The organism is Alkalicaulis satelles (assembly GCF_008630495.1).
Lineage (GTDB): Bacteria > Pseudomonadota > Alphaproteobacteria > Caulobacterales > Maricaulaceae > Oceanicaulis > Oceanicaulis satelles.
Genome location: NZ_VWOJ01000001.1, coordinates 636,176 through 657,439, shown reverse-complemented (window position 1 = coordinate 657,439; position 21,264 = coordinate 636,176). Strand labels below are relative to the sequence as shown.

At 67.5% G+C, this 21,264-nt stretch carries 24 protein-coding genes; 10 read left to right on the top strand and 14 right to left on the bottom strand.

All coding sequences use genetic code 11. The annotated features are described in order from the left end of the window. The first annotated feature begins 2 nt into the window (after positions 1–2). Genes F1654_RS03225 through F1654_RS03215 form a run of 3 tightly spaced genes read left to right on the top strand, consistent with a single transcriptional unit; the run spans position 3 to position 1,247 of the window. Entirely contained in the window at positions 3–560 is a 558-nt protein-coding gene (locus F1654_RS03225) for an RNA polymerase sigma factor (protein WP_150022053.1), read from the top strand. Beyond that, positions 553–933: a DUF6768 family protein gene (locus F1654_RS03220; RefSeq protein ID WP_150022052.1), complete on the top strand. Its 381-nt coding sequence runs from the start codon at positions 553–555 to the stop codon at positions 931–933. The genes F1654_RS03225 and F1654_RS03220 overlap by 8 nt, the downstream gene beginning before the upstream one ends. Then, on the top strand, positions 933–1,247 hold the full coding sequence (locus F1654_RS03215) for a hypothetical protein (RefSeq protein WP_150022051.1): 315 nt from the start codon (positions 933–935) through the stop codon (positions 1,245–1,247). The genes F1654_RS03220 and F1654_RS03215 overlap by 1 nt, the downstream gene beginning before the upstream one ends. A gap of 80 nt (positions 1,248–1,327) precedes the next feature. On the opposite strand, the gene F1654_RS03210 is transcribed toward F1654_RS03215, so the two are convergent. After that, positions 1,328–1,738, bottom strand: coding sequence for a SufE family protein (locus F1654_RS03210; RefSeq protein WP_150022050.1), 411 nt, complete (start codon positions 1,736–1,738; stop codon positions 1,328–1,330). A 430-nt stretch (positions 1,739–2,168) separates the two neighbouring features. Between F1654_RS03210 and F1654_RS03205 the strand changes: the two genes are divergently transcribed. Then, positions 2,169–2,699, top strand: a complete 531-nt coding sequence (locus F1654_RS03205) for a hypothetical protein (RefSeq protein WP_150022049.1) — start codon at positions 2,169–2,171, stop codon at positions 2,697–2,699. A 198-nt stretch (positions 2,700–2,897) separates the two neighbouring features. On the opposite strand, the gene F1654_RS03200 is transcribed toward F1654_RS03205, so the two are convergent. The 7 genes from F1654_RS03200 to F1654_RS03170 form a co-directional block, all read right to left on the bottom strand. Then, a complete protein-coding gene (locus tag F1654_RS03200; protein WP_150022048.1) occupies positions 2,898–5,096 on the bottom strand; it encodes a 3-hydroxyacyl-CoA dehydrogenase NAD-binding domain-containing protein in 2,199 nt (732 codons plus the stop codon). Continuing rightward, on the bottom strand, positions 5,093–5,368 hold the full coding sequence (locus F1654_RS03195) for a glycine zipper family protein (RefSeq protein ID WP_150022047.1): 276 nt from the start codon (positions 5,366–5,368) through the stop codon (positions 5,093–5,095). Before F1654_RS03195 ends, F1654_RS03200 begins: the two co-directional genes overlap by 4 nt. Before the next feature lie 7 nt (positions 5,369–5,375). Beyond that, positions 5,376–6,584 carry an acetyl-CoA C-acetyltransferase gene (locus F1654_RS03190; protein ID WP_150022046.1) on the bottom strand — a complete coding sequence of 403 codons (1,209 nt, stop codon included), beginning with the start codon at positions 6,582–6,584 and terminating at the stop codon, positions 5,376–5,378. Continuing rightward, on the bottom strand, positions 6,581–7,027 hold the full coding sequence (locus F1654_RS03185; protein ID WP_150022045.1) for an endonuclease domain-containing protein: 447 nt from the start codon (positions 7,025–7,027) through the stop codon (positions 6,581–6,583). The genes F1654_RS03190 and F1654_RS03185 overlap by 4 nt, the downstream gene beginning before the upstream one ends. Positions 7,028–7,134: 107 nt before the next feature. Further along, on the bottom strand, positions 7,135–8,301 hold the full coding sequence (locus F1654_RS03180) for an acyl-CoA dehydrogenase family protein (RefSeq protein WP_150022044.1): 1,167 nt from the start codon (positions 8,299–8,301) through the stop codon (positions 7,135–7,137). A gap of 26 nt (positions 8,302–8,327) precedes the next feature. Beyond that, on the bottom strand, positions 8,328–10,115 hold the full coding sequence (locus F1654_RS03175) for an acyl-CoA dehydrogenase C-terminal domain-containing protein (RefSeq protein ID WP_150022043.1): 1,788 nt from the start codon (positions 10,113–10,115) through the stop codon (positions 8,328–8,330). Between the two features lie 79 nt (positions 10,116–10,194). Then, on the bottom strand, positions 10,195–10,674 hold the full coding sequence (locus tag F1654_RS03170; protein WP_150022042.1) for a MerR family transcriptional regulator: 480 nt from the start codon (positions 10,672–10,674) through the stop codon (positions 10,195–10,197). 101 nt (positions 10,675–10,775) lie between these two features. Between F1654_RS03170 and F1654_RS03165 the strand changes: the two genes are divergently transcribed. Then, positions 10,776–11,633, top strand: coding sequence for a tetratricopeptide repeat protein (locus F1654_RS03165; protein ID WP_150022041.1), 858 nt, complete (start codon positions 10,776–10,778; stop codon positions 11,631–11,633). 10 nt (positions 11,634–11,643) lie between these two features. Here the strand turns inward: F1654_RS03165 and F1654_RS03160 are convergent, their stop codons facing one another. Beyond that, positions 11,644–12,429, bottom strand: coding sequence for an enoyl-CoA hydratase-related protein (locus F1654_RS03160; RefSeq protein ID WP_150022040.1), 786 nt, complete (start codon positions 12,427–12,429; stop codon positions 11,644–11,646). A 120-nt stretch (positions 12,430–12,549) separates the two neighbouring features. Between F1654_RS03160 and F1654_RS03155 the strand changes: the two genes are divergently transcribed. From F1654_RS03155 to F1654_RS03145, 3 genes are all read left to right on the top strand, one after another. After that, entirely contained in the window at positions 12,550–12,996 is a 447-nt protein-coding gene (locus tag F1654_RS03155) for a DUF3598 family protein (RefSeq protein WP_150022039.1), read from the top strand. A gap of 139 nt (positions 12,997–13,135) precedes the next feature. Then, positions 13,136–13,831, top strand: a complete 696-nt coding sequence (locus F1654_RS03150; RefSeq protein ID WP_150022038.1) for a pirin family protein — start codon at positions 13,136–13,138, stop codon at positions 13,829–13,831. An 87-nt stretch (positions 13,832–13,918) separates the two neighbouring features. Beyond that, positions 13,919–14,134, top strand: coding sequence for a hypothetical protein (locus F1654_RS03145; RefSeq protein WP_150022037.1), 216 nt, complete (start codon positions 13,919–13,921; stop codon positions 14,132–14,134). On the opposite strand, the gene queA is transcribed toward F1654_RS03145, so the two are convergent. The 4 genes from queA to F1654_RS03125 form a co-directional block, all read right to left on the bottom strand. Continuing rightward, entirely contained in the window at positions 14,131–15,195 is a 1,065-nt protein-coding gene (queA, locus tag F1654_RS03140; RefSeq protein WP_150022036.1) for a tRNA preQ1(34) S-adenosylmethionine ribosyltransferase-isomerase QueA, read from the bottom strand. The genes F1654_RS03145 and queA overlap by 4 nt on opposite strands. 77 nt (positions 15,196–15,272) lie before the next feature. Further along, a complete protein-coding gene (locus tag F1654_RS03135; protein WP_150022035.1) occupies positions 15,273–16,418 on the bottom strand; it encodes a DUF2336 domain-containing protein in 1,146 nt (381 codons plus the stop codon). Between the two features lie 79 nt (positions 16,419–16,497). Beyond that, positions 16,498–17,337, bottom strand: coding sequence for a transglycosylase SLT domain-containing protein (locus tag F1654_RS03130; protein ID WP_150022034.1), 840 nt, complete (start codon positions 17,335–17,337; stop codon positions 16,498–16,500). Between the two features lie 82 nt (positions 17,338–17,419). Further along, the gene (locus F1654_RS03125) at positions 17,420–18,568 is read right to left on the bottom strand and encodes an NAD(P)/FAD-dependent oxidoreductase (protein ID WP_150022033.1); all 1,149 of its coding nucleotides are present in this window, start codon (positions 18,566–18,568) and stop codon (positions 17,420–17,422) included. Positions 18,569–18,673: 105 nt separating this feature from the next. Between F1654_RS03125 and F1654_RS03120 the strand changes: the two genes are divergently transcribed. Together F1654_RS03120 and F1654_RS03115 are read left to right on the top strand one after the other, a co-directional pair. Next, positions 18,674–19,120, top strand: coding sequence for a DUF6491 family protein (locus F1654_RS03120; RefSeq protein ID WP_150022032.1), 447 nt, complete (start codon positions 18,674–18,676; stop codon positions 19,118–19,120). A gap of 148 nt (positions 19,121–19,268) precedes the next feature. Then, the gene (locus tag F1654_RS03115) at positions 19,269–19,829 is read left to right on the top strand and encodes a hypothetical protein (RefSeq protein WP_150022031.1); all 561 of its coding nucleotides are present in this window, start codon (positions 19,269–19,271) and stop codon (positions 19,827–19,829) included. Positions 19,830–20,226: 397 nt separating this feature from the next. Here F1654_RS03115 and F1654_RS03110 read toward each other — a convergent pair whose 3' ends face one another. Then, positions 20,227–21,117, bottom strand: a complete 891-nt coding sequence (locus F1654_RS03110; RefSeq protein ID WP_150022030.1) for an alpha/beta hydrolase family protein — start codon at positions 21,115–21,117, stop codon at positions 20,227–20,229. Positions 21,118–21,264 lie beyond the last annotated feature (147 nt).

Below are 21,264 nucleotides of genomic sequence, written 5' to 3'. Positions count from 1 at the left end.
TCATGGCCGTCACCCGGGCCGACCGCACACTGGACGCGTATCTGGCCGCCGCCGCGCGCGCCGGCGAGCCGCGCGCCCGTGACGCGCTGGCCCGGCGCTGGCAACCGCGCCTGATCGCCCACGCCTGGCGGCTGACGGGCGATCACGATCTGGCGCGCGAGGCGGTGCAGGACGCCTGGGTGGAGATCATCACCGGGCTTTACCGCCTGCGTGAGGACCGCGCCTTCGCGCTATGGGCCTGGCGCATCACCACGCGGCGCTGCGCGCGGCTGATTTCAGGCCGCCAGGCCCGGCGGCGCTTGCAGGCGAAAGCCCTGGCCGAGCCAGCCCCGGCGCCCGGACCTGACCCGGACCGCGGCGCGGACGCGGCGCGCATCGCCCAGGCGATGCAATCCCTGCCGCCGCCCCAGCGCGCGGCCATGTGGCTGTTTCACATCGAAGATCTGAGCGTTGCGGAGATCGCCGTGGCGCTGGACGTTCCCGCGGGCACGGTCAAGACCCGCCTCATGCACGCGCGGCGCACGCTGCGCGTCACGCTCACAGGAGAAGACGATGTCTGACATCGACCGTCTGATCAATGAAACACTGGACGATGAAGACCGTGTCCTTCGCGAGGCGCTGGGCAAGGAACCGGGCGTTCTTGGCGGCTTCTGGCCACTCTTGATCGGCCCGAGGGCTTGGGCCAACTGGGTCATGCTGGTCAGCCAGGGCGTGATGTTCTGTGTTGGCGTGTGGCTCGCCTGGGAGTTTTTCCGCGCTGAGGATGTGCTGGAGGCGTTGCGCTATGGTTTGCCTGCGGTGACCTTGTTTGTCATGGCGATCGTCATCAAGACGAGCATGACGGCCTATATCAGCGAGAACCGCCTGCTCATCGAGATCCGCAGGCTTGAGCTGCGGATCGAGCGGATGCGCCAGGAAAAAGGAGACGCCTGATGCGCATTCTCCTTGTCATTCTGGGCGTGATTGCATCGATAGGCGCAGCAGGCGATCTGCTTGTCAGCTTGCATGTTCACCTGTTCATGGAAGGCCGGCAGTTGAGCGTCGCGGGCTATCTGGCGGATGTGTCCTCGGGGCTTGAGTGGATAAGGCAGGCCATCATCCTCGTTGCGGGCGAAGAATTCACAGCCCCTTTCATGCAGTATCCGGCGGCCTGGTATTTTCCCGTGCGTGCGGGTTTGGCGCTTGTCATCGCCATCCTGCTATTTGCGGCGGCGCGCGCTATGGAGCAAAAGACCGAAACCCGGTGAGCGCCTTCATGTCGCCGGCCGCAGCTTGTGCTGGAAATCAGGCGCCTGGAGCTGCGGATCGAGCGGATGCGCCAGGCCGGTCAGGACTGAGCGTCGGACTGGATGCGCGCGACCATGGAGGCCAGGCCGTTGGAGCGCTGGGGCGAGAGGTGCTCGGACAGGCCGATGCGCGCCAGCACGTCCCGGGGGTCGATGGCGCGCGCTTCCTCAGGCGAGCGTCCGTCATAGAGCCGGGTCAGCAGCGCCACCAGGCCCTTGACGATATGGGCGTCTGAATCGCCGCGCAGGCGCAGCCGGCCGTCTGCACCGCGCTCCAGCACCAGCCAGACCTGGCTGACGCAGCCCTTCACCTTGGTCTGCTCATTGCGCTCATGGGGCGCCAGCGCGGGCAGGGCCTGGCCCAGCTCGATGAGATAGCGGTATCGCTCCTCCCAGTCCCCCAGGAAGTCGAATTCCTCGACCAGCGCCTCGATGTCTTCGGTCACGCTCATGGGATGGGATGTAGTCCATGGCGCCGTGATGGCGATAGGCCCGCGATGCAGCGGGGGGCGGTGAGAGTCCGGGTGAGATTTCCCGTGAGAATGAGCCAACAGTCACTCCTGCCACAGCCCTTCCACGCCGCGCCTTGCCGCTCTTGCGGGTCCTGTTGGCGCTTGAGGTCAGGGCTTGATGATGCGTCATGGCGCCTGAAGTTTATGCTCTCACAGGGCAGGAGCGGATAGGCGCTTCAAGCACTTTGCGTTTTCCCGGCGGACGCCGGGACCCAGAAACACCGGTGCAACTGGACCCCGGCTTGCGCCGGGGAAACGCGGGGTGAGGGGGCGAGAACGATCAAACCCACCACCCGAACAGGGGGGTGAACGCGATCGCGATCAGGCTTATCGTGCGGCCAGATTGTCTTTTGAGACCGGGAGTAAGCTGATGCGCATGACCATTTCCACCCGCCCGCACACGCTGCTTGCAAACGCGTTTCGTCAGGGGCGGTTTGGCCGGCGCCTCGCCATGGCGGGCGCTGCGCTGGCGGCGGCGTTTGGGCTGGCTGCTGGGACGGCCTTCGCCGACTGGACCGGAGATTCGGATTTCGATGCGGGCTGGGCCTGGACCCATGACAGGACCGGCGCGGCGACGCTGGAGCTTACGTGCGACGGGAGCCTGTGGCTTGGCGTGGAGACCGCGCGGGCGTGGGATGACACGATCGCGGCTTCTGGCGCCTTGCGTGTGGTGATCGACGGATCCGCCAACAGCCATGTCCATACTGTGCGCTTCCACCGCCTGGCCAGCACCGGGACCCTCGCGGCCCAGACCCTGATCACCGACCCCCAGATCACCGCTCTGGCCCAGGCCCTGGCCGGTGCGCGCGACACCATCTCGGTCAGCTTTCTGGACCAGAGCTTCATCTTCCCCGCAGCGCGCGCCGGACAGGCGCTGAACGATTACGTCCTGCCGTGCTGATGGGGTCTGCGCTATGATCGTGCAGTGCTCGCTGACGCTGCGGGCGGGCGTTCGCCCTTGCGGTCCTCCTGGGCCCCGTCTTTTGACGGGGAAACCCTGGGGGAGGGGGCTGAGTTCAGATGGCCGCCCGGCCCCGCGAAAAAACCCCGGCGCGTCGCCGCGCCGGGGTCTTTCAGTTTCAGCATTCAGAACGAAGACCTACGCCGCCTGCTTGGGGGCGAACCGGCCATAGAAGCTCTCGTTCTTGGCCGCCATGTCGCGCAGCAATTGCGGGACCTCGAACGGCTTGCCGTATTTGGCTTTGAGTTCATCGGCGCGCTTGACGAAGCGGGCGGCGCCCACCGTGTCGATGAAGGACAAAACGCCGCCGGTATAGGGCGCGAAGCCCCAGCCCAGGATCGAGCCCACATCGGCCTCGCGCGGGTCGGAGACGATGTTTTCCTCCATGGTGCGGGCCGCCTCCAGCGCCTGGGCGTAGAGGATGCGGTCCTTGATCTCGGCCACTGAGGGCTGCTGATCATCGGCGAGGAGCTTGCCGCCGGGCGCGAACTGGCCGAGCTCGTCCCACAGCCGCTTGGACTTGCCCTCATAGACATAGAAGCCCTTGGCGTTCTTGCGGCCATACCGGCCCAGCTCGTACATCTTTTCGATGACAGCGGCGTTGGGGGTGTCCTCGAAGGCGTCGCCCAGATCCTTCTTGGTCTGTTGCAGCACCTTGTAGCCCAGATCAATGGCCACCTCGTCCTGCAGCGAGAGCGGGCCGACCGGCATGCCGGCCATTTTCGCGCCGTTCTCGATCAGGGCCGGTTTCACGCCCTCGGTGAGCATGTACATGCCCTGCTCGATATAACGCATCACGCAGCGATTGGCGTAGAAGCCGCGCGTGTCGGCGACCACGATGGGAGTCTTCCTGATCTTGCCGACAAAATCGATGGCGCGCGACACGGCCGCGTCGCCGGTCTTCTCGCCCACGATCAGTTCGACCAGCATCATCTTCTCGACCGGCGAGAAGAAGTGGATGCCGATGAAGTTTTCCGGCCGGGCCGAGGCCTTGGCCAGCGAGGTGATCGGGATGGTGGAGGTGTTCGACCCGAAGATGGCGTCCTTGGGCAGGTGCTCTTCGGCCTTCTTGGTGATTTCGGCCTTGAGCTCGGAGTTCTCGAACACCGCCTCGACCACCAGGTCCACGTCTTTCAGGAGCGAATAATCGGTGGTCGCGGTGACCAGATCGCCCATGGCCTTGGCCTTGTCCTCGCTCAGCTTGCCGCGCTGGACGCCCTTGGCGAAGTGATCGAGCACGTGCTGCTTGCCCTTGTCGGCGCCTTCCTGGTCACGGTCGATCAGCACCACTTCAATACCGGCCTGGGCCGACACGGTGGCCACGCCCGCGCCCATGAAGCCCGCGCCGATCACCGCGATCTTGCGCACGTCGGATTTCGACTGGCCCGCCGGACGGCGTCCGCCCTTTTCCAGCGCCTGCTTGGACAGGAAGAGCGAGCGGATCATGTTGCGGCTCTCGGGGCGCATCAGCAGCTTGGTGAAATACCGGCTCTCGATGCGCAGGGCCGCGTCCATGGGCAGCTGAAGCCCTTCATAGACGCATGACAGGATATAGCGCTGGGCGGGATAATTGCCGTAGGTCTCTTTCAGCAGCATCGGCGAGGCGCCGCCGAAAATCTGCATGCCGGCGGGGTGGTAGGGGCCGCCGCCGGGGATTTTGAACTTGTCCTGGTCCCAGGGCTGTTTGGAGCCCAGCGGATTGGCCTTCACCAGGTCCTTGGCCTTGGCGACGATCTCGGCCACCGGCGCGATCTCGTGCACCACGCCTTGCGCCTTGGCGGTGTCGGCGTCGAACTGCTTGCCCTGCAGCATGATCGGAGCGGCGTTCATCACGCCGATCAGGCGCGGCAGGCGCTGGGTGCCGCCGCCGCCGGGCAGCACGCCCACCAGGCTTTCAGGCAGGCCCAGCTTGGCGCCGGTATCGCTGGCCATGACACGGTAATGGCACGCCAGCGTCACCTCGAACCCGCCGCCCAGCGCCAGGCCGTTGATCGCGGCGGCCACAGGCTTGCCGCAGGTCTCCAGCGCGCGCAGCGAGGCGTTGAGGCGGTAGGCGATGTCGAACAGTTTCTGCTTGGCCTCGTCCTCGGGCAGGCCCTTGAGATCGGCCATGCCGGAGCCCAGCTCGGACAGGTCCGCGCCCGCGCAGAAGGCTTTCTTGCCCGAGGTGATGACTGCGCCGGTGATGGCGTCCTCGCCCTGGAGGCGCTCGATGATCTGGCCCAGCTCGGCCATCACGCCGGCGGACAGAACGTTCATCGACACATTGGGGCTGTCGAAGGTGATCAGGGCGATCCCGTCGCCGTCGACCTCGAATTTGAAATGGGTGTAGCTCATTGTTTCGTCTCCTGGTCAGGCGCGCCGTCACCGGCTGCGCCGTCCTTGTGCTTGTTGGAAGCAGATTTCATGACCGATCCGAAGGCCGGAGCGAGCGCGATCCCGATGGCGATGCCGAACGCGATGCCCACGCCGGTATTGCCAAAGGCAGGCCCGAACGCCAGGCCGATCCCGGCGCCCAGCGCCATGGCGATGGGCAGGCCGGACAGAAAGCCGCCGCCTTCATCCTTGGCTTCATCGTTCTTGCGCTTGGTTTCCGGCGTCTCGCTCATGGCGTGATCAGATCCGCTCGATGATGGTGGCTGTGCCCATGCCGCCGCCAACGCAGAGCGTGGCCAGCGCCGTGCCCTTGCCGGTGCGCTCCAGCTCGTCGAGCAGGGTGCCCAGGATCATGGCCCCGGTGGCGCCCAGCGGGTGGCCCAGCGCAATGGCGCCGCCATTGACATTGACCTTGTCGTGGGGGACGCCGAGATCTTCCATGAAGCGCAGAACGACCGCGGCGAAGGCCTCGTTCATCTCGTAGAGATCGATGTCCTCGGGGCTCATGCCGGCCTTCTTCAGCGCCTTGCGCGCGGACGGGGCCGGGCCGGTGAGCATGATGGTGGGTTCAGACCCGACCGAGGCCATGGCGCGGATGCGCGCGCGGGGTTTCAGGCCCAGGCGCTCGCCCATCTCCTTGGTGCCTACCAGGATGGCCGAGGCGCCGTCCACGATGCCCGACGAATTGCCCGCATGGTGGACGAAATTGATCTTCTCCACGTCCGGGTATTTCTGGATCGCCACCTTGTCCAGGCCCACAAAGGCCGCCAGATCGGCGAAGGCGGGTTTCAGGCTGGCCAGCGACTGCATGTCGGTGCCCGGGCGCATGTATTCGTCATGGTCAAGCTGGGTCAGGCCCAGCTGGTTCTTCACCGGCACCACGCCCTTCTTGAAGCGGCCCTCTTTCCAGGCTTTTTCCGCGCGCTTCTGGCTCTCCACCGCGTAGGCGTCCACGTCATCGCGCGAATAGCCGTATTTGGACGCGATCAGGTCGGCCGATACGCCCTGGGGCACGAAATAATGGTCGAACGCCATTTCGGGATCGACCACCATGGCGCCGCCATCGGAACCCATGGGCACGCGGCTCATGGCTTCCACGCCGCCGCCAATGGCCAGATCGGCCTCGCCGGACATGACTTTCGCGGCGGCCAGATTGACCGCTTCCAGCCCCGAGGCGCAGAAGCGGTTGACCTGAAAGCCCGACGCCGTCTCGGCATAGCCCGCGTTCAGGGCCGCTGCGCGCGCGATATTGGCGCCCTGCTCGCCCACCGGCGACACGCAGCCCAGCACCACATCGTCCACCAGCGAGGTGTCGAGATTATTGCGCTGCGCGATCGCCTGAAGCTGCTGGGTGGCCAGCTGCAGCGCCGTGATCTCGTGCAGCGTGCCGTTCTTCTTGCCCTTGCCGCGCGGCGTGCGGCAGGCGTCATAGATATAAGCGTCGGTCATGAGGGGTGTCTCCCGTTGGAATTTTTCAATGCTGCGTCAGTTTTCCTCCCCCGTTTACGGGGGAGGTGTCCCGGAGCCTGCTCCGGGACGGAGGGGGGAAGCGCGGCGGTGATCGCATCCAGAACTCCATCCAGATTGTCGTAAACATCATTGTTCCAGACACGCAGTTCGTGAAAGCCGCGGGCACGAATGAAAGCCGAGCGCCGCCTGTCATGGGCGATCTCGGCGGCGCGCCAGTGGGTTTCACCATCGACTTCGATGGTGAGCCTGGCGGGCACGCAGGCGAAATCCGCCACATAGGGGCCAATCGGATGCTGGCGGCGGAAGCGCCATCCGTTGAGGCGGCCTGACTTGAGGCGCGACCAGAGGATGGTCTCGGCATTGGTCAGGCGTTGGCGCAATTGACGCGCAAACGGACGCGACCGGGCCTCTCCTTCACGCATGGCGCCCTCCGATCATAGGGTGCATCCCCCCTCCGTCCGCTGCGCGGCCACCTCCCCCGCAGGCGGGGGAGGAAAGAGGGGCGTTGAGATGCCAGCATCCACCACCATCAAAGCGTCCTCGCGATCAGCACTTTCATGATCTCGTTGGTGCCGCCATAGATGCGCTGGACGCGCGCGTCGCGCCACATGCGCGCGATAGGGTATTCGTTCATGAAGCCGTAGCCGCCATGGAGCTGGACGCATTCGTCGATCAGCTCGCACTGGATGTCGGTGACCCAGTATTTGGCCATGGAGGCCGTGGCCGCATCCAGCTTGCCCTGGATCAATAGGTCCGAGCAGTGCTGGCAGAACACCTCGGCGATGGTGGCCTTGGTTTTCAGCTCGGCGAGCTTGAACTGGGTGTTCTGGAAATCGATCACCGCCTTGCCGAAGGCCTTGCGCTCCTTGACGTATGTGATGGTCTCGGCCAGCGCGCGCTTCATCATGCCCACGCCCTGCACCGCGATCTGCAGGCGCTCCTGGGGCAGCTGGTCCATCAGCTGGAAGAAGCCCTTGCCCTCGTCCTGACCGAGCAAGGCCTCGGCGGGCACCCACATGTCCTCGAAGAACAGCTCGGCGGTGTCCTGGGCCTTCAGGCCCACCTTGTCGAGATTGCGACCGCGCCGGAAGCCTTCCAGCCCGTCGGTCTCGATGAGGAAAAGCGAGGTGCCCTTGGCGCCGGCCTTGGGGTCGGTCTTGGCCACCACCACGATCAGATTGGCCGTGCCGCCATTGGTGATGAAGGTCTTCGAGCCGTTGATGCGGTAGCCATTGCCGTCGCGCACCGCTGTGGTCTTGACCCCTTGCAGGTCCGAGCCCGCGCCCGGTTCGGTCATGGCGATGGCGCCGACATATTCGCCGGAGATCATCTTGGGCAGGATGCGCTTTTTCTGCTCCTCGCTGCCATAGTGCCAGACATAGGGCGCCACGATGGAGTTGTGCAGCGACGAGCCCCAGCCATCCACGCCCAGCTCGGCCACCGCCATGTGGAAGGCGTAGTCATGGCGCCAGTCGCCGCCCGCCCCGCCATACTCTTCCGGGCAGGACGGAACCAGCAGCCCGGCCTCGCCCGCCTTGGTCCAGACCTCGCGGTCGACCTGGCCTTCCTTTTCCCACCGGTCGCCATGGGGCAGGCATTCCTTCTCCAGGAAGGCGCGCACCGAGGCTTCGAACAGATTGACGTCTTCCTGGTCGAGCCAGGCGGGACGGGGGGTGTTGAGGATTTGCGCGGTCATGATCGTGTCTCCTGATTGGCCGGGCCTCAGAACGCCTCGGCGGACAGGGCCATCAGCGTGTCTGCGCCGCTCTCGATGCGCGCCAGATGGGCGTCCGCATCGGGCAGCCAGCGCTCGGCGAAGTATTGCGCGCTGACCAGCTTGGACTTGTAGATCGGATCGCTGTCGCCCGTGGCGATGCGGGCGGCGGCCACTTTGGCCATCTGCGCCCATTTCCAGGCGAAACAGGTCAGGCCGAACAGGTGGAGATAATCGGTCGAGGCCGCGCCGGCATTGTCGAAATTCTCCAGCCCCTTCTCCACCAGCCAGTTGGTGGCGCGCTTGAGTTTGGCGGTGACCGCTTCCAGCCCTTCCACGGACGGCGCGATGGTCTTGTCGGCCTTGTTGTCGGCCACGAAGGCGTCCAGCTCGGCGAAGAAGTTGTTGATCGGCGCCATGCCCTTCATGGCCAGCTTGCGGCCCACCAGGTCCAGCGCCTGGATGCCGTTGGTGCCTTCATAGATCAGGGTGATGCGCGCATCGCGCAGGAGCTGGGACATGCCCCACTCCTCGGTGAAGCCCGAACCGCCATGGATCTGCAGGCCCTTGGACACGCTGTCATAGCCCTTGTCGGTGAGATAGGCTTTGATCACCGGGGTGAGCAGGGCCATGTAGTCGCCCGCGCGCTCGCGGGTCTCCTCGTCCTGGCCCTTGTGCTCCAGATCGCCCTGCAGCGCGGTCCAGTAGGCGAGCGCGCGCGCACCCTCCACGAACACTTTCTGATCCATCAGCATGCGCCGCACGTCGGGATGCACGATGATCGGGTCAGCCGGGCCGTCGGCGTTTTTCGGACCCGTCAGGGCGCGGCCCTGGAGGCGGTCCTTGGCGAAGGCCAGCGAGAACTGATAGGCGGTCTCGGCCAGGCCCAGCCCCTGCAGGCCCACGCCCAGGCGCGCCTCGTTCATCATGACGAACATGATGCGCAGGCCCTTGTTCTCCTCGCCCACGAGCCAGCCGGTGGCCTCGTCGTAATTCATGACGCAGGTGGCGTTGCCGTGAATGCCCATCTTCTCTTCCAGCCCGCCGCACTGCAGCGTGTTGCGCTGGCCGGGCGCGCCGTTTTCATCGGGAATGAATTTGGGCACCACGAAGAGCGAGATGCCCTTGACGCCCGCGGGCGCGCCCTCGATGCGGGCCAGCACCAGGTGGACGATATTGTTCGACAGGTCATGCTCGCCCGCCGAGATCCAGATCTTCTGGCCGGTGATCTTGTAGCTGCCATCGCCATTGGGCACGGCCTTGGTGCGCAACAGGCCCAGATCGGTGCCGCAATGGGGCTCGGTCAGGTTCATGGTGCCCGACCATTCGCCGGAAATCATCTTGGGCAGGTAGAGCTGTTTCTGCTCGTCCGAACCGCCCACCACCAGCGCATGCACCGCCCCGCCGGTGAGGCCGGGATACATGCCGAACGCCATATTGGCGCTGGTCACCATCTCGTTGAAGGCGAGATTGAGATAATGGGGCAGGCCCTGGCCGCCATATTGCGGATCGGCCGACAGCGCCGTCCAGCCGCCCTCGGTCATCTGGGCATAGGCGTCCTTGAAGCCCTCGGGCGCGGTCACCTCGCCGTTTTTCAGCGTGCAGCCCTGCACGTCGCCGGTCTTGTTGAGCGGCGCCAGCACGTTCTCGCACAGCTTGGCGCCTTCCTCCAGGATGGCGTCGACAATGTCGGCGCTGGCGTCGCTGAAACCGTCGAGATCGCTGTATTGCTGGACGTTCAGAAGATCGTTGAGAACGAATTTCTGATCGCGGAGCGGGGCTTTGTACTGGGGCATGGATCGTCTCCGAAGGGCTGGCCGGGCAGAAAGCTCCGGCGAAGGGCGAGGGGGCGGCGCCGCCCCGTCAGATCAGGCGTCAGTCAGGCGGGCTGGCGGCCCACTGGGTCAGGCGCGCCGCGGCCAGCGCCTCGAAGGCGCGTGCGCGGCGTTTGATGTCTTCAGGCGGTTCGCGGTCGGCCAGGCGTTCCTCCAGCCAGCGGCAGCCGGCATGCAATTCCGACAGGGCTGAATCGATATCGTCTCGCTGGCGCTCCAGCACGCTGACGCGCTCGCGCATGCGCTCCAGCGCCAGCTCCATATGCGCGCGCGAGCCGTGATCGAGCTGTTCGATCTCCAGCATCTCACGGATGTCTTCCAGCGAAAAACCGACGCGGCGGCCGCGCAGGATCAGCTCCAGCCGGGCCCGGTCGGCGGCGGTGTACAGGCGCGTCGCGCCCCGGCGGGCGGGTTTGAGAAGCCCCTTCTGCTCATAGAAACGCAGCGTGCGCGCCGTCACGCCGAAGCGTTCGGCCAGCTCGCGGATCGAGCACAGATCATCTTTCGCCGGAATGGTCATGGAGCGGCACTCTCCACCAAGTTTACGTGCACGTCAACGTCAATTCATGCCCGGCCGCCGCCCTTCTGGTCCGCCCCTGCGACTCGGGGCACACAGACATCATGATCCGCATGTCCGCCCTTGCCCTGACCGGTCTGGCCGCCAGCCTTGTTGCGCCTGCCGAAGCCCAATTGCGCGACGTCATGGCGGCGGACCGCGACGGCGCGGCCCATCTCTGGCTGGCTTTCGGGACCCAGCCGCGCAGCGCCGTGCTTGAGGGCGGCGCGTTGCATGTGACAGGCGTCAGCGACGCCGCGCGCGCCATCACGCCTGCCGGGCCGGCGCCGTTCAGCGCCCTGTCCGTCACGCCTGACGCGGACGGGCTGCGCCTGGAGCTGTCCGGGGCGGGATGGATCCGCGCTGAAGTGCGCCAGGGCGGGGTGTGGGTGCAGCTGGATGCGCCAGCCGGCTACAGCGCGCCCGCGCCGCACCTGACCGCCCGCGCGCCCGATCCGGCGTCCGGCCCGTCGCCAGCTGAGCGGGAGGAAGCGCATGCGTCCATCCCCGATCCATCCGCCCGGACAGACCCGGCCCTGCCCGATCCCTCGGCCCAGCCCCCGGCGTCAACGCCAGCCGTCCCGCCGTCCCGCACAGCGCTGGCGGCTGCGACGGCCTGCGCGGCCAGTGCGCAGGCGCTGGAGGATGCGCCCTGGGACATGGATATGATGATCGCCCATGGCGCGTGTCTGGCCGAAGCCGGCGACGGATCTGGCGGGGCGGAATTGTTCGAGCGCGTGCTGGCCTTCGAGCCTGATCACGCCAGCGCGGCGCTGGGCCTGGCCCGGATCAAGGAGGCGCGCGGCGAGCATGCCCGCGCCGCCGAGCTGTATGAGGCCGCGGCGCGCGGGTCACGCACCGATGGCGAGGCGCTGGCCGCCATGGCCGCCGCCCAGCGCCTGCGCGAACGCGCCGGCGATTAGGCATCCTGTTTCAAGTCTCCGGCGTGAAGCGCGGCGCGCGCTTTTCGAGGAAGGCCCGGTAGCCCTCCTGGAAGTCCGCGCTCTGGAAGGCGTCCAGAAACAGCTGGCGGGTGGCGTCATCATCGCGGTCCTGACCGGCCTCGATGCGCGCGATGATTTGCTTGGTGATGCGCGCCGACTGGGCCGAGGTGCGTGACAGCGCCTGTGCGAACGCCTCGCCTTCGCCGGCCAGCGCCTCGCGCGCTGCCAGCCGGTCGATCAGCCCCAGGCGCAAGGCCTCGTCCGCCTCCAGAATCCGTCCGGTAAACAAGATGTCCTTGGCTGCGCTCATCCCCACTGCGTTGATCAGGCGGCGCGTGTCGTTGAGGGTGTAGGCCAGCCCCAGCTTGCCCGGCGTGATGCCGAATTTGGAGCCTTCCGCGGCAAAGCGCAGATCGCACGCCAGCGCCAGCCCGCAGCCCCCGCCCACGCACGCCCCGTCAATCAGCGCCAGGGTCGGCTTGGGGCTGTCCGCCAGCGCATCGAGGGCCTGTGCGATGGCGCGCGAATAGGCCGCCGCGCTGTCGGGCGTGGCGTAGACCTGTTCGAACTCGGAGATATCGGCGCCCGCCGCAAAGGCGCCGCCGGCGCCGCGCACCACGATCAGGCGCACGCCCGCGTCGGCTTCAGCCTCGGCCAGCAGGCCGGGTATGGCCGCCCACATGGCGCCATTGAGCGCATTGCGCTTGGCGGGCTGGTTCAGCACCAGATGGGCCGCCGCGCCCTGGCGCTCGAGATAGACCGGATCAAGGCTCATGCAGTTCATCCTTCCAGAAAGGCTGGGCGCAGGCTGATATCGCCTTATGATTTGTCCGGACCAATGCCGTCAACTCGGGCGGCGCATTCAATCATGATCCGCACCGGAGGTAAGCCCGTCATGAAACTGATCCGCTGGCGCATGCCGGTCCTGGCCCGTCACGCAGGCGAGTGGCGCGGCGTCTATTCCCATGTCAGCGCCGATGGCGAGCTGATCGACGAACACCGCTCGCATCTGATCTGCCTGTTCCCGGATGAAGGCGAGTGGGATTACCACCAGACCAATCGCTACAGCTGGGCGGACGGGCGTGAGGAAACCCATGTCTTCCCGGCCCGCTATGCCGAGGGGCGCATCTGGTGGGACACCGAGCGCATTGAAGGCTGCGCCTGGGAGATTGATCAACGCACGGTGTGCCTGACCTGGAGCCGCAAGGACATGCCCGGCGAGTATCTCTACGAGATGATCCAGATCAGCGCGTGCAATTCCAAGCGCGGGCGCACCTGGCACTGGTTCCGCGAAGACGAGCTCTATCAGCGCACCCTGATCAAGGAAGAGCGGGTGGGGTGAGGGGGCGCGTCCCCGTCTTTTCCGCCCTGGCAAAAGACTGCATCCATTCGCCATCTCAATGCGCGGGCAGGGGATGACTATCTGTCCCTCCAACAGGCGCGTGATTTTCACGCGCCGCCAAGCGACGATGGAGGCCGTCATGATTGACGTGAGACCGTTCGACAGCCTGGGCAAGGCTGACCACGGCTGGCTGAAGGCCAGCCACCATTTCTCCTTCGGGTCCTATTACGACCCCGCCCGCATGGGCTGGGGGGCCTTGAGGGTCTGGAACGATGACGCCATTGCGCCGCGTTCGGGCTTCCCGCCCCACCCCCATGCCGACATGGAGATCATCACCTATGTGCGCGATGGCGCGATCAGCCACGAGGACTCCCTTGGCAATAAGGGCCGCACCGTGGCGGGCGACGTGCAGGTTATGAGCGCCGGGTCGGGCATCCGTCACTCGGAGTTCAATCTGGAAAACGAGCCCACGCGCATCTTCCAGATATGGATCCTGCCGGACGAGAAAGGCGGCGAGCCGTACTGGAATGCGCGCGAGTTTCCCAAGGACACCCGCGACGGCCAGTTCGCCGTGCTGGCGTCAGGCCGCAAGGGTGATGACGCCCTGCCCATCCGCGCCGATGCGCGGGTGCTGGGCGCCACGCTGAGCCAGGGCGGGCGCGCGCGTTATGATCTGGAGCCGGGCCGTCACGCCTATCTGGCGCCGGCCAAGGGCCGCATCCGGGTCAATGGCGTGGACGTGAACCCGCGCGACGGCGCGGCCATCAGGGACGTGGCGCAGATCGAGGTCGAGGCGCTCGAAGACGCCGAGATCGTTCTGGTGGACAGCCGCTAACACGGCTTTCACATCTGTATGACGAGGATCAGGGGCGGCGCATGCAGTGCGCCGCCCCTGTTCATTTATTCAGTCAGAGACAGACCCATGCCGCGCATCATCCTGCTCGCCGCCGTGCTCGCCGCGCCGTGCCTGACGTCCGGATGCATCGCCATCGCCGCCGCTGATCTTGCCGCCGGGGCCGCCGTGGGCACGGTGCGCGTCGCAGGCGATGTGGCCGAAGGCGCCGTCAATCTGGTCACGCCCGATAGCGATGACGAGGATGAAGGCAAAGAGCGCGACCGCGAGCGCCGCCGCAACTAGGCCCGCCAGATCAGGCTGGAATCCCCGTAGGAGAAGAAGCGATAGCCCTGCGCGATGGCGTGGGCGTAAGCGATCTGCATCACATCCAGACCCGCCAGCGCGCTGACCAGCATGAACAGCGTGGATTTGGGCAGATGGAAATTGGTCATCAGCCCGTCCACCACCCGGAAGCGATAGCCCGGCGTGATGAAGATATCGGTCTCGCGCGATCCGGCCTGCACCGCGCCGTCAGGACCAGCCGCGCTTTCCAGCGTGCGCAGGGCCGTGGTGCCCACCGCGATGATGCGCGCGCCGTCAGTTTTCGCGGCGTTGATGGCGGCGGCGGCCTCTTCGCTCACCTCAAACCATTCGCCATGCATGCGGTGCTCGGCCACGTCTTCGGTTTTCACCGGCAGGAAAGTGCCTGCGCCCACATGCAGGGTCACATGGGTCCGGCGCACCCCGCGCGTGTCCAGCGCCGCGAACAGGCGCTCGGTGAAATGCAGCCCCGCCGTGGGCGCGGCCACCGATCCGGTCTTGTCCGGCGCGGCGTAGAGCGTCTGGTAATCGCTGCGGTCGGCCGCATCGGCGGCGCGTTTCGACGCGATATAGGGCGGCAAAGGCGGCGCGCCGGCGGCCTCGATGACCGCGTCCAGCGCTGCGCCGGAGCGGTCAAACTTCAGGCTCACCTCGCCGCCTGCGCCCTTGTGCGTCACCCCGGCGCTGAACCCGCCTTCGAAATCGAGCCGGTCGCCGGTGCGCAGCCGCTTGGCCGGGCGCACGAAGGCGCGCCACACATCGTCTCCCTCGCGGTGATGCAGATTGATCTCGATGCGCGCCGGCCCGCCGCCGCCATGCTCGCGCGCCGGGCGCGAGGCGGTGAGCGCGGCGGGCAGGACGCGGGTGTCGTTGAACACCATCAGATCGCCTGGCTGCAGCAGATCTGGAAGGTCCAGCACGCCGCGGTCCTCCAGCGCTCCGCCAGGCCGGACATGCAAAAGCCGCGCGCTGTCGCGCGGCCGCGCCGGACGCAGGGCGATGCGGTCCTCGGGCAGGTGGAAATCGAAGTCTGAGAGCTTCATGGGGGCGGTGTAGCGCCGCATGCAAAAATCGCAAGGCGGACCAGCGCTGACCCCGGGGTGGACAGAGGCGCTGGCCGCTATCCGGTCAGGCGCGCGGCGGTCTCGGCGGCGATATCGGCGTCGAGCCGGTCCAGGCAGTAGTCCAGCTCCGCCACTGGCGCGCCCTGGAACTGGGTGAACACCCGCTCCATCAGGCGCTGGCGGAAGCGGATCAGGTCTCGCGTTCCGTCCGGGCCGACCTCCAGCGAGTGCCAGGCCGACAGGGCGGCGCGCACGGCCGGCAGGATGCGTTCGGGCAGCCCGGCCTTCTTGAACACCGCGTCCAGCCCCAGCGGGCCGGCGTCATGGATCAAGACCCAGGCGCGGGCGTGTTCGACGCCGGCCAGTTCGGCCACGGCATGCTCGAAGAAGGTGATATGCCCGCGCAGCAGCGCGCGCAGCATGAGCGAGGGCGTCAGGCGCGCATTGAGCTGCAATTGCTGGACGAAGCGGCGCGGGTCGGAAGACAGGCCGGCCTGGTCGACCAGATCCACCGTGGCGCGTTCGCGCGCGCCCTCGGCCAGTTCCACCGCCAGCTGGGGCGGCAGGGCGTGGCGCGCCACCAGGCGCTGCAGCGCGGCGTCGGAGATGCGCGCCACCAGCTTTTCGGTCACCTCCAGCGGCAGGGAGGGGCGCTCGATAAAGCGCTCCAGAATGTGCGGGCTGTGGGCGAAGCGGTTGAAGACGCTGGCATAGGCTGCGGTATTGAACGCCGCGCCGGAATTGGCCGCCAGCACCGACACCGCCTCGCTCACGCCATGCTCGGCGATCTCGGCGGTGAGCGGTTCGGACAGGGTTTCGCGCGCCGCCACTGCGGTCTGGCGGCGTGGGCCGCCCGAGCGCACGATGGCGATCAGGTCTTCGTCTGAGAGCACAGGCGAGCCTGCAATAATGGGCAGGGCGATGGAATCAATATCGCCCATGAGCTGCCGGGCCACATCCTCAGGCAGATAGGGCGAGCGCTGGAGGGTGACCGAAAGCGCCCGGCGCACCAGCTCGGCGGCGTCCTGGGCCAGCACGCGCACGATTTCGGCGCCCAGCTCGCGCTCTTCATCAGTCAGGCCCGGCCCGGCATAGCGCGCGCAGACCTTGCGGGCGGCAAGGGCGCGTTCTTCCTCGTCGCTATGGGTGAGACGGGCGATGTCCTCGCGGGTCAGGCGGGCGCGCAGGGTATGAACACTCATGGCTCAGGCCTCCTGATGACCGGTCCAGCGTGCGCGCCAAATCTTAACGCGTCCTTGAAAGAGGGGGTAAACAGGCAACTTACCCTTTACGTTTGCGCCCGCGTGGCGCGTCCATGGAGGCCAGAAGCTCCACCAGGCCCGGGGTCAGCACGCCGCCCGCGCGTCCCATGGCGGCCAGGCCGCCAAACCCGCCGCGGGGGCGGTCATCGCCCACGCCCAGGGCGGACGCTGCGCGCGTCGCCGGGCTCTCGCCCGAGGCCGGGCGCGGCGCGGTGGAGCCGGTGCGCCAGGCGGCGGGCGCTTCGGCGCGGCTGTCTCCGGTCAGGCGCGACAGCACTTCGCTGACGCTGCGCGGGCGGCCCTTGTCGAAAAAGATCGGCCGGTTGGCCGCGGCCGCCTCGGGAAACACCTGGTCGGCGCGCTGGGCGGGATTGTCGGCGGCTGTCGCGATCAGCCGGGCCGCGCCGCCCGCGCCGAGGAAATGGGCGGCGTAAAGCTCCCCGCTGGTCGGCTCGCGGCCCGTGGCGGCGCGCAGGATGGAGGCGTTTTCCGCCGCCAGCTCGCCAGCCATCACGCTGGCCGCGCGCGCATCAAAGCGCAGGTTCAAGACCGCCTCGCGCCGGGCGGGATCATCGACCTGATAGCGGCCATTGGCGCCGCGGGTGACGGCCTGCGCCAGTTCGCCATAGCCGTGGCGCTCGCCATGGCGGGCCATCATGGACAGCCAGGTCTGCTCGATGAACTGGAACAGGCCCGCCGCGCTGGACGTGCGCGCGCGCGCCTCAGGGTCGAAATTGCTTTCGCGCTGGGCGGTGCGCACCAGAAAATCGAAATCGGCCCCGGTCTCGCGCGCAGCATCCGCGATCAGGCGCCGGGGCGAGGCGAGAAGATCACTCAGCGGGTTCAGCGGATCAGACATGGCGGCTCCGGCGAAAAACAGCGGCGAGGGGGCGAATCGCCCGTTTGCCCGCCAGTGTCCATTTGCGCGCGCTAAGCCTTGGTTAACCCTGAAGGCCGGGTCTCAGCGCGGTGAAGGGCGCAGCCCAGTCCGGCAGGGCGCCGCTATTGGCCAGAATGGCCGCCGCCTCGGCCATGGCCGGCGCCAGAAGCACGCCATTGCGATAGCCGCCGCCCAGTATGATCAGGCCCGGCGCGGCCTCGCCGATCACCGGCATGGCGTCTTTGGCGCGCGGCCTCAGCCCGGCCCAGGCTTCATCCGGCTTGCGCCCGCTGAGCGACGGGACCAGCGCGCCCGCCCGCGAGGCCAGGCCGGCCAGCGCGTCTGCATCGGTGTCCAGCGTGCTCACGCCCGCCTCGCTGGTGGCGCCGGCGATGATCCGCCCGTCCGGCTTGGCGGCGAGATAGATGTCGGGATGGCGCACCACATGGCGCAGGGCGCAGGGCGCAGGCGGTCCCCAGGCGATCATCTGGCCTTTCACCGGAACCATGTGCGCGGCCTCGGGCGCGCCTGCGATCCGGCCGGTTCCTGCCGCCAGCACGATCAGATCGGCCTCCACCCGGCGCCCGTCTTCGGTCACCAGCGCCATGGCCCGTCCGCCATGACAGGACAGCGCCGCCACCGGGGCTTCGGTTTCCAGCACCGCGCCTGCGGCCTGGGCCGCCGCGATCAGCACCGGGCCCAAAGCGCGATTGTCCAGCTGACCGTCGCCAGGGATCACCAGCGCGCCCTTCACATCGCCAAGCGCCGGTTCGGCGGCGCGCGCCGCGTCCGCGCCCAGCCGCGTCACGGCGATGTCCAGCGCATCAGCGCGCGCCAGCACGGCCTCAGCCCGGTCGAGATCGTGCTCACTGACCAGCGGGACCATGACGCCGGGGCGGGCATGGCCGATCGCGCGCGCCGACAGGGCCGGCGCCCATAGCCCCCACAAACGGGCCGAGCGGGCGGCCAGGGCCGCGAACGCGCCGGCCAGAGGGTGGGCCGGATCGGTTTCGAACAGGGTTTCAAAGCCTGGCGCCAGCATGCCGCCCGAGGCCCGGGCCGCGCCGCGCCCGGCCTCACCGGCCTCCATGACGCGCACCGACCAGCCCGCCCGCGCCAGCGTCAGGGCGCAAGCCAGCCCCGCCGCGCCCGCGCCCGCGATCACGGCGCGCGCTTTCGCGCCAGAGGGTGTGCGGGAGCGGGGTGTCATCTCGCCAAATCGCCTCAATCAGGCCAAACTGGACATGTAGTCAGGAATCACGGGCGCCTCAACGCGCCTCTACGGCTTCCTGCGGCCTTGCAAGGAGGGCACGCCATGTCCGCATCGCTTTATCTCACCGGCTTCACCGGCGCCCTGGCGGGCGCGCTGCTGGCGTTTGCGCCTGCAGCCCTGGCTGACGAGCCGCCGCCCGCGCAAGCCGGCGTCGCGCAAGAGGTTCTGGATGAGGATGACGATCTCGATCCGGCGCGCTGCGTGCGCATCCGCACCATCTCGGGCTATACCGTGATTGATGACCGCCACATGCTGATCCAGGGCGGGCCGAGCCGGCATTACCTGGTCACCACCCGCCAGCGCTGCTCCGGCCTGCGCTTCGGCTCGCGGGTGGGCGTCAGCTTTGGCGCCAATGAGCGCATCTGCCGCCCCTTCATGGAATACATTATCCCCGAGGACGGCTGGCGCTGCATGATCGACACGATTGAAGAGGTCGACAGCCCCGATCACGCCCGCGACCTCATCGCCCGCCGCGCCGAGCGGGGGTAGGGGGCGGCGCGCCGCAAAGGCGCGGCGGGGAGAGGCTGGCGAAAGGACATGAAGCGCCCCTCATGGCGCAGGCGTCTACGCATCGAACCAACCTCTGCCCTCCACAGTCTCCATGCGATGTTTTCGCTCTCAGCCGGGAGCCGTAGCCATGACGGTGCTTGTTATTGCCAGCGCGCTGACTTTGGCCTTTGCAGAACAAGATGATGCACGTGATCTGGAGCTCCAGCCCGGCGTGACCTCTTGGTATGAGCCATGCGGGCCGGTGTGCGGGCCGGAGCGCAACCCTGTTCTTACACCCAGCGAGGGGCGGAGAGTCCCGGTTCCGGGAACCCTGGTGAGCCTGATCAATGACTGTCACACCCTGATCACCCGCATGGCGGACGACGAGATCGCCGATATCGGCGACTACGACATTCATGTGATGGAATGGGGCGCTGATCAGCCCGCCACCCTTGGCTCGTCAGGCCGCCAGCCAGATGGAGCCGCCTATAAAATAGTGTTCATGCAGCGTATGATAGCCCGGCAATATCTGGACACAGGCAATCCCGACGGACCGTTCTATGTCGGTTTCGGCGGCAGCGGCGCTGGGGTGATGCTGATATGCCGGGCCGAGTGGGGCGATAACAGCTGGGTGATTTCCGACGCCCGCACCCAGAGAAGCAGTTTTTGGCCATCGCCCAATCTGGTCATTGAAGCGCCGCAGGAATAGCCCAGAGGGACCTATACTACCGTACGATTGCATCTGGGCCCCGGCTTTCGCCGGGGAAACGCGGGTTGCGAGGTGCAGGCGAGGTGATCGTCCGCGCCCCCTCACCTTTATCCTCTCCCCCATGTCCATGGGGGAGAGGGGGCTTCTGGCGCAGCGCTTTATCCTTTGGGCTTGGGACCTGGCATTTCCGAACAGAACGCAGCGTCAAAGCCCCCTCTCCCCTCCCAGAGGGGAGAGGGTAGGGTGAGGGGTGAGAGCGCCTTCGTCTGAAATTCCCCCTCCATCTGCCCATGCGTTTTCCCGGCGAAAGCCGGGACCCAGGGCGGCGGCGCATCTGGGCCCCGGCTTTCGCCGGGGAAACGCGGGGCGGGAAGGCTGGCGGGGCGATACGCCCGCCTCACGCTGCGGCGCGGGCGTGGCGGCGGGTGAGCCAGGTGAAGATCTGGGGCCAGAACACGCTGGCCATGGGCTCACGCAACAGGCCGTCATGGCCGATGCGGCCGCGGCCCAGATCGGCGCGGCGCACGATTTTCATGTCGCTGGGCGCGCGCTCATAGCGCTCCAGAAGCCAGCGCACGCCCTCGGGCGTGGCGATGGGGTCGTCATCAGGCGTCCAGGCGCGCACCGGGGCCGAGAAGGCGCGCCAGCGCGCGTCCAGCCCGTGCTCGGCGAACAGGTCGCGGAACCCGTCCCGGCTCACCCCGCACTGGCGCCAGTCGCGCCACACGCCTGGCGGCAGGGGCGCGCCCTTCCACATCGCGCCGCGCGGCACATAGCCCCGCACCGTCAGGGCCGCCGGGCCGTAAAACCGCCAGAAGCCCCATGTCAGCGCCCGCATGGACGGCGCATGCAGGCCCCAATAGGGCCCGGCGCTGGAGATCAGGGCCAGGGCGCGCACCCGGACCCGGGGGGCGATCAGTCCGGCGAACTGCCCGCCCGCCCCGTGGCCGGCCACATCCAGGGGCAGGCCGGGATGCAGGGCGCAGATATGGGCTGCGGCGGCGGGAATGTCATGGCGCGCCCAGTCGAGCATGCGGGCCGGATCGCGCGCAGGCGGCCGGTCCGCCGATCCGCCTTGGCCGCGATAATCATAGATCAGCGCCGCCCAGCCGCGCGCGGCGGCGGCCCGGGCGAAGGGGCGGTAGAAGCCTTGCGTGTAGCCCATGGCCGGGTTGATCACCATCACCGCATGGGGCGCGCGGGCGGACGTGAAGACATGGCCTGCGAGCGTGCGCCCGTCGCGGGTGCGGATCGCGGTTTTGCGTTCGGTGAGGGCTAGGCGGGCCATGCGCGCCCCGTCATCTGGCGCTGCCCGGCGGCTCCGGGCGCTTGCGTCATGACCATGCCGCGCAGGGGCGGGCGCTGCAACCCGTGCGATGATTGCAATACTGTCAGGAACCGGCCTAACTGGCCTGGCGCCAGCAGTGATCAGGAG